This is a genomic window from Roseisalinus antarcticus, from assembly GCF_900172355.1.
GTDB classification, from domain to species: Bacteria; Pseudomonadota; Alphaproteobacteria; order Rhodobacterales; family Rhodobacteraceae; genus Oceanicola; species Oceanicola antarcticus_A.
The window spans coordinates 1-5,977 of the sequence record NZ_FWFZ01000072.1 but is presented as its reverse complement, the minus strand read 5'-3'; the positions used below and the strand labels follow the sequence as shown (position 1 = coordinate 5,977).

The window sequence follows — 5,977 nt, the reverse complement described above, 5'->3', positions numbered from 1 at the left end:
GAAGAACGCGCCGCCATCACCGCCACCATGAAACGCATCGCACTGCTTATGGACGAGATCGGCTGGCAGACCGCATTCGCTGATCTGACCGAGGCTCAGGTGCGCGCCCTGATCGAAGAGGCCGTCGAGGGCTTCCGCGAGGCCATGGCCGACATCGCCCGGGCCCAGACACCGGAGGTGCCGTTCTGATGCTGGATTTCAACCCACGCCCATCCATGGCCGAGCGGATCAACGCGCTGGTCGACGCAGCTCTCATCGCCGAACGCGAGGCCACGCCAGCCCGGACCTATATTGGTGCTTCCCGCTTGGGACATGCCTGCGAACGCGCGCTGCAGTTCGAGTTCGCCGGTACGCCCAAGGATGAGGGGGCCGACTTCGGCGGGCAGACGCTTCGGATCTTCGCCATAGGACACCAGCTCGAGGATCTGGCGATCCGCTGGCTGCGCGCAGCCGGGATCGATTTGGTCACCCAAAAACGCGATGGCGGCCAGTTTGGGTTCGAAGTCGCGGGCGGTCGTATCCGCGGCCATGTCGACGGGATCATCGCTGATGCCCCGGCAGCACTTGGTCTGCGCGCCCCGGCGCTCTGGGAATGCAAGACGATGAACGCGAAAAACTGGCGGGCCTGCGTCAAGGACGGCGTCACGGTTTCCAAGCCTGTCTATGCCGCCCAGATCGCAATCTACCAAGCCTACATGGAGCCCTCGGTGCCGGGGATTTCGGAGGCACCGGCGCTGTTCACGGCGATCAACAAGGACACCGCCCAGCTGCACCATGAGCTCGTCCCCTTCGATGCGGATCTGGCGCAGCGCATGTCCGACCGCGCGGTTCGGATCCTGCAGGCCACCGACGCGGGCGATTTGCTGCCCCGTATCGCTCAGGCCCGCGACTTCTTCGAATGCCGGTTCTGCGCCCACGCCGAGCGGTGCTGGAGCTTCACTGCATGACCGACGAGCCCACCGACCCATCCGACCCATCCGACTCCGACCAGGACACACCCATGCGCGATGACCGAACGCTAGATACGCCCGCGGAAAACATCGTCCATTTCAACCCGTGGCGCGATTTCAACGACGCCGCCCCGCAGATCGACGTCTTCGGCGACGAGCCCGATCCCGAGCAGATCGCCCAGTTCATGCAGGTCGTCTTCGGCTACTGCGATGGGCTGATCCCGGTCCGCAGTTTCATCGACAAGGGGCAAGGCATTGATGGCCGCCCGCACAACATCTGGCTGGAGGCGGATCAGGCCGCGCCCGTAAAGATGGCGACCTTCGCAACATGGGCCTCACGCGAGGGCGCGGCGGTCTATGTGATCCCCGGCACCGTGGCCGCGTCAGGGCAGGCAAAGGCTGCGGAAATCCTGCAGATGCAGACCGTGGTTGTCGATCTCGACACCGGCGATATCGCTGCCAAGCGCGCCCATCTGGAGCGTCACCTTGGGTCGCCGACCATGGTAGTGGAAAGCGGCGGTGTGACACCGGAGGGTCAGCGCAAAGCGCACATCTGGTGGTCGCTGACCGAGCCCGCCGAGGGCGACGACATCGCCCGTGTCTGCCGTCTGCGCGGCGACATCGCGGCCAAGGTCGGTGGCGACATGCATTTCCGCTCGGCCCACCAGCCGATCCGGGTGGCGGGTTCAGTTTATTACAAGAACAGCCTCAAGACTCAGGTCCGCATCGTCGAGATGAACGCCGACCGCGAGCGTGACCTGGCCGAGTTCATTGAGGCGGTGACCGACATGCCGCCCGCGCCTAGGGTGTCGCTGCAGCCCGAGTTCACGCATCCCGACAAACCGGCCATGGACGATGTGCTGGTCACCCCGGTGCGCGAGGGGGCGCAGGACGACTGGTCCCGCTTCGAGGGGGCCTCGGCTGCGATCGGTCATTTCATCCGCATGGTCCACGAAGGCCGGATGGCGAAAGATGAGGGTTGGATCGGCATCTGCGGTTACAACGCCGCCATGCTGCGACCCCAGTGGCCGGTCGAGCGGTTGAAGCGCGAGTCCGAGCGACTCTGGAACCGGCATGTCGAAAAATACGGACCGCCCCTGATCCGATTGGATTCCGGCGCACCGGGACCGCAGGAGATGCCCGCCTTCACGCTTGGTGCTCTGCTGGACGACCAGAGTCCGATGCCGGAGGACATCATCGCTCCACGCGTTCTGACGCCGGGCGGGCTGCTGGTGCTGGGTGGCGCGCCCAAGGTCGGCAAGAGCGACCTGCTGATTTCCTGGCTCGTCCACATGGCCGCTGGCGTGCCGTTCCTCGGCTTCACCCCGCCACGGCCGCTGCGGATTTTCTATCTGCAGGCGGAAATCCAGTATCACTATCTGCGCGAACGCCTGAAGCAGATCGCCCTGCCGCCAGAGGTTTTGGCCGCCGCGCGCAATACCTTCGTTGCCACGCCCAAGCTGAAGATGCTGCTCGACAATGAGGGTAGCGTGCGCGTGGCGCGTGCCGTTCAGACTGCCTTCCCCGATGCGCCAGTGGACATCATCTGCGTCGACCCGATCCGCAACCTGTTTGACGGCGGGCCCGATGGTGGCGGCGAAAACGACAACACAGCCATGATGTTTTTCCTGAAGGAGCGGGTGGAGGTGCTGCGTGAACATATCGACCCCGACTGCGGGGTCATCCTGATCCATCACACCAAGAAGCTCAGCAAGCAGCAGGTGAAGGACGATCCTTTCCTCGCGCTCTCCGGCGCCAGCGCGCTGCGCGGGTTCTACACCTCCGGCCTGATCCTGCACCGGCCCGATGAGGATTGCTCGCAACGAAAGCTGGAGATCGAGCTGCGCAACGGTCCCGCACTGCCACCCAAGGTGATCGACAAGGTCGGCGGCCAATGGGTCGAGATCAACCCGATGAACGAGCGTCTGGTGCGCCAGGACGTCGGCGCGAAGCACGATGCGGAGCGGGATCGCAAGGGCGAGGTGATCTGCGGCCTGCTTTATGAAGAGGCCCTTCAGGGCCGGATGTACACGATGACCCATTTCGCGGAGACCTTCGAGAACACAGGGGGGCTCGGTGGGCAATCGATCATCCGCGAACGCCTGAACGTGCTGACCACCAAAGGGTACGTGAAGTTCGTCCGCGGGGCCGCTGCGACGGAGCTGGATCTGGCGACCGAGCGGAGCAAATACGGCTATCTCTGCGTCGAGACCATGCGTCTTGCGACCAGCCGGGAGCATGTCGATCCGGGCACCGGAGAGGTCACACCGGAGCTGATCGATGTCCTGCCCAGCCACTATAAATGCCCGCAGACCGGCGCGGTCCTTCCCGTCGAAAACCCGTCCGTCTGGGTCTATCGCGAGGTGGAGGAGGCATGATGAAAAAGGCCGTTTTTCCTTCCAAAATCTGCGGTTCAAAGTCCGAAATCTGGCCAGATTTTGCAAAATCTCAAATCCTGGCGAAATCTGGAATCTGGCTTTTACCATTTGGTTTCAGCGACTTGGAATGTCCTTTCCAGATTTTGGAAGGGGGTTTCCGAAATCTGCTCCGCAATCTGGATTTGTCTAACAAAATCAGTGCCCTGTGCCAGATTTCAGATTTCAGAAAAGTCCCCCCTAAAGGGGTAGGTGGCCTCCCCGCTACAGGCGGGGAGAGCCACCACCTACCCCTGGGCAATTTCTCGGGCCGCAGTCTGGCCCGATCCACCCCTCGAGCAGCCAATCACAAAAGGAGAAAGCCCATGCCGGATCAGGCCATGACCAACCCCAATCAGGATACAGCTCAAAAGTTGCCGCCCGCGTTTACCGGCCAGCGCACATTGCTGGCGCTCGATCTCGGCACAACCACGGGCTGGGCGCTGCACGGCGCCGACGGGCTGATCACCAGCGGCACATCATCGTTCCGCAATGGACGGTTCGATGGCGGTGGGATGCGATACCTGCGCTTCACGAATTGGCTGGGCGAGCTGGAGCGGTTGTCCGGTCCTATCGCCGCCATCTGGTTCGAGGAAGTCCGCCGCCATGCGGGCACTGACGCAGCCCATGTCTACGGCGGTCTGATGGCCACGCTGACGGCATGGGCCGAGTTGCGCGGCGTGCCATACGAGGGCGTGCCAGTCGGTACGATCAAGCGCCACGCCACCGGCAAGGGCAACGCCAACAAGGACGCCATGATCGCTGCCGCCCGGGCGCGCGGGTTCAGCCCGGCCGATGACAACGAAGCCGATGCCATCGCGATCCTCCTCTGGGCCATGGAAACCCACGGAGGTGCGCAATGACCGGTATGCGCTTCACGCCCAAGGGCTTCGGCGGTCATCGCCGCCAGCCCGATGAGGTCAAACGAGATGGCTGGAAGGAACAGGGGTTGTTGGCGGTGGCGGTCGACGATGACCGGCTGACCTGGCCGGAACGTGAACTGGTGCGCCAGCTTGGCGAGCGTCTCTACGGCAAACGGGAACGGGAGATGCGCCATGGGTGAGTGGACAACCACACGTGTGGAGGACCGGCTGGAGAGCGCGGCCGACGTTTTCCGCACCTTGCCCGGCGTCATGCCGCAGGGCTTTTTCAATGCCTGGCCCGAGTACTTCCACAGCTTCGCGGACAAGGTCGGACAGGAGCCGCACATGCGTCGACCCCGGCCGGGCCCGCGCCAGATCACCGAAGCCGAGGAGGCGTTGCTCTGGCTGCGCTGGCTGGAACGGGATGATGCCCGGATCGTCTGGCTGCGCGCCGAACGTACGCCGTGGAAACCGATCTGCTGGGAGATGGGGCTGAGCCGGACAGCCGCGACCAAACGCTGGCAGTTCGGGCTCGCGGTGATCACCTGGCGCCTCCATGGACGCCTGCCTCCCACCCGGCGCTCGCAGCGGTTCGTCATTGAAAACGCAAACAGCCTGTCAAGAACAATCGTCCTGTGAGGAATTTTTCCGGTGTACATCGCAGGGCCTTACACATTTCGAGAATGAGGCTACAAATTGGATATACTCGGGAGAGGAGCGCGCAGGCAGAGGCCGCGCAGCTGGCTTCCGGGGTCCAACCAAGGATCCATCTGGGGTCCAGGCGTCTAACCCACTGACTTTACGGGTCCTTCCCGGGCATAAACCTATACGGGGGGGCGCAGCGCGCAATATCGCCAGCGACAGGGCCGGTTTTTTGGGAAGCCAACCCGGCGGGCATCCACCAGCGACCTGCTGAAAACCACAACAAAACAAACTTTTGGACCCGGACACGTCCGGTGGCCGCTGGACCCCTCGCGGAGTCCAGGCTGTTTGCCGGTGTCCGGAGTCCAGGAGATCCACCTCATTGAGGCGAACCGACATAATGACGCTGAGCTTTGCCCCGGACGCGATTGAGACCTGGCCGCTGGCCAAGCTCCAGCCTTATGCGAAAAATGCGAAGGCGCATGGCGCTGACCAGGTCGCGAAGATTGCCGCCAGCATGGCGGAGTTCGGCTGGACGGTGCCCTGCCTCGTGGCTGACGACGGTGAACTGATCGCGGGCCACGGGCGGGTGCTGGCCGCGACGCAACTCGGGCTGACCGAGGCGCCGGTGATTGTGCTCGGGCATCTGACCGAGGCGCAGCGCCGGGCTTACCGGATCGCTGACAACAAATTGACCGAACTTGGCACTTGGGATGAGGCGCTACTGTCTGCGGAACTGAACGACCTGCTGGCCGAGGATTACGACCTGTCGCTGGTCGGCTTCTCAGATGGCGAGTTGGACAAGCTGCTGGCCTATATGCCGGAGGAGGATGGCGACGAAGGTGGTGCCGGGGGCTCCGTGCCACCGGTGACCATTCCCGAGCCGCCGCGCAATCCGGCATCGCAAACGGGCGACATCTGGATCCTTGGAGATCACCGGTTGCTCTGCGGTGACAGCACCAGCGCCACCGATGTGCGCCGCCTGATGAACGGCGAGCGCGCCATCCTGTTCGCGACCGACCCTCCGTATCTGGTGGATTACGACGGCTCGAACCATCCGACGCGGAACAAGGACTGGTCGGCGTCTTACGGCACAACGTGGGACGAC

At 63.5% G+C, this 5,977-nt stretch carries 7 protein-coding genes; all 7 read left to right on the top strand.

Annotated features, from left to right (window positions below; translation table 11 throughout):
* A partial coding sequence (locus tag ROA7023_RS22705) for a DUF6511 domain-containing protein (protein WP_085881251.1) occupies positions 1-189 on the top strand: 189 nt, incomplete at its 5' end.
* Positions 189-947: a hypothetical protein gene (locus ROA7023_RS22700; protein WP_085881250.1), complete on the top strand. Its 759-nt coding sequence runs from the start codon at positions 189-191 to the stop codon at positions 945-947. The genes ROA7023_RS22705 and ROA7023_RS22700, both read left to right, overlap by 1 nt.
* A gap of 53 nt (positions 948-1,000) precedes the next feature.
* Positions 1,001-3,328, top strand: coding sequence for an AAA family ATPase (locus tag ROA7023_RS22695; RefSeq protein WP_234992419.1), 2,328 nt, complete (start codon positions 1,001-1,003; stop codon positions 3,326-3,328).
* Complete coding sequence (locus tag ROA7023_RS25850) at positions 3,328-4,227, top strand: crossover junction endodeoxyribonuclease RuvC (protein ID WP_442475998.1); 900 nt, start codon at positions 3,328-3,330, stop codon at positions 4,225-4,227. The genes ROA7023_RS22695 and ROA7023_RS25850 overlap by 1 nt, the downstream gene beginning before the upstream one ends.
* A complete protein-coding gene (locus tag ROA7023_RS22685; protein ID WP_085881248.1) occupies positions 4,224-4,427 on the top strand; it encodes a hypothetical protein in 204 nt (67 codons plus the stop codon). The genes ROA7023_RS25850 and ROA7023_RS22685 overlap by 4 nt, the downstream gene beginning before the upstream one ends.
* Complete coding sequence (locus ROA7023_RS22680) at positions 4,420-4,866, top strand: DUF6362 family protein (protein WP_085881247.1); 447 nt, start codon at positions 4,420-4,422, stop codon at positions 4,864-4,866. Before ROA7023_RS22685 ends, ROA7023_RS22680 begins: the two co-directional genes overlap by 8 nt.
* A gap of 403 nt (positions 4,867-5,269) precedes the next feature.
* Positions 5,270-5,977 (top strand): ParB/Srx family N-terminal domain-containing protein (locus ROA7023_RS22675; protein ID WP_143535720.1); only part of this gene is annotated, 708 nt, incomplete at its 3' end.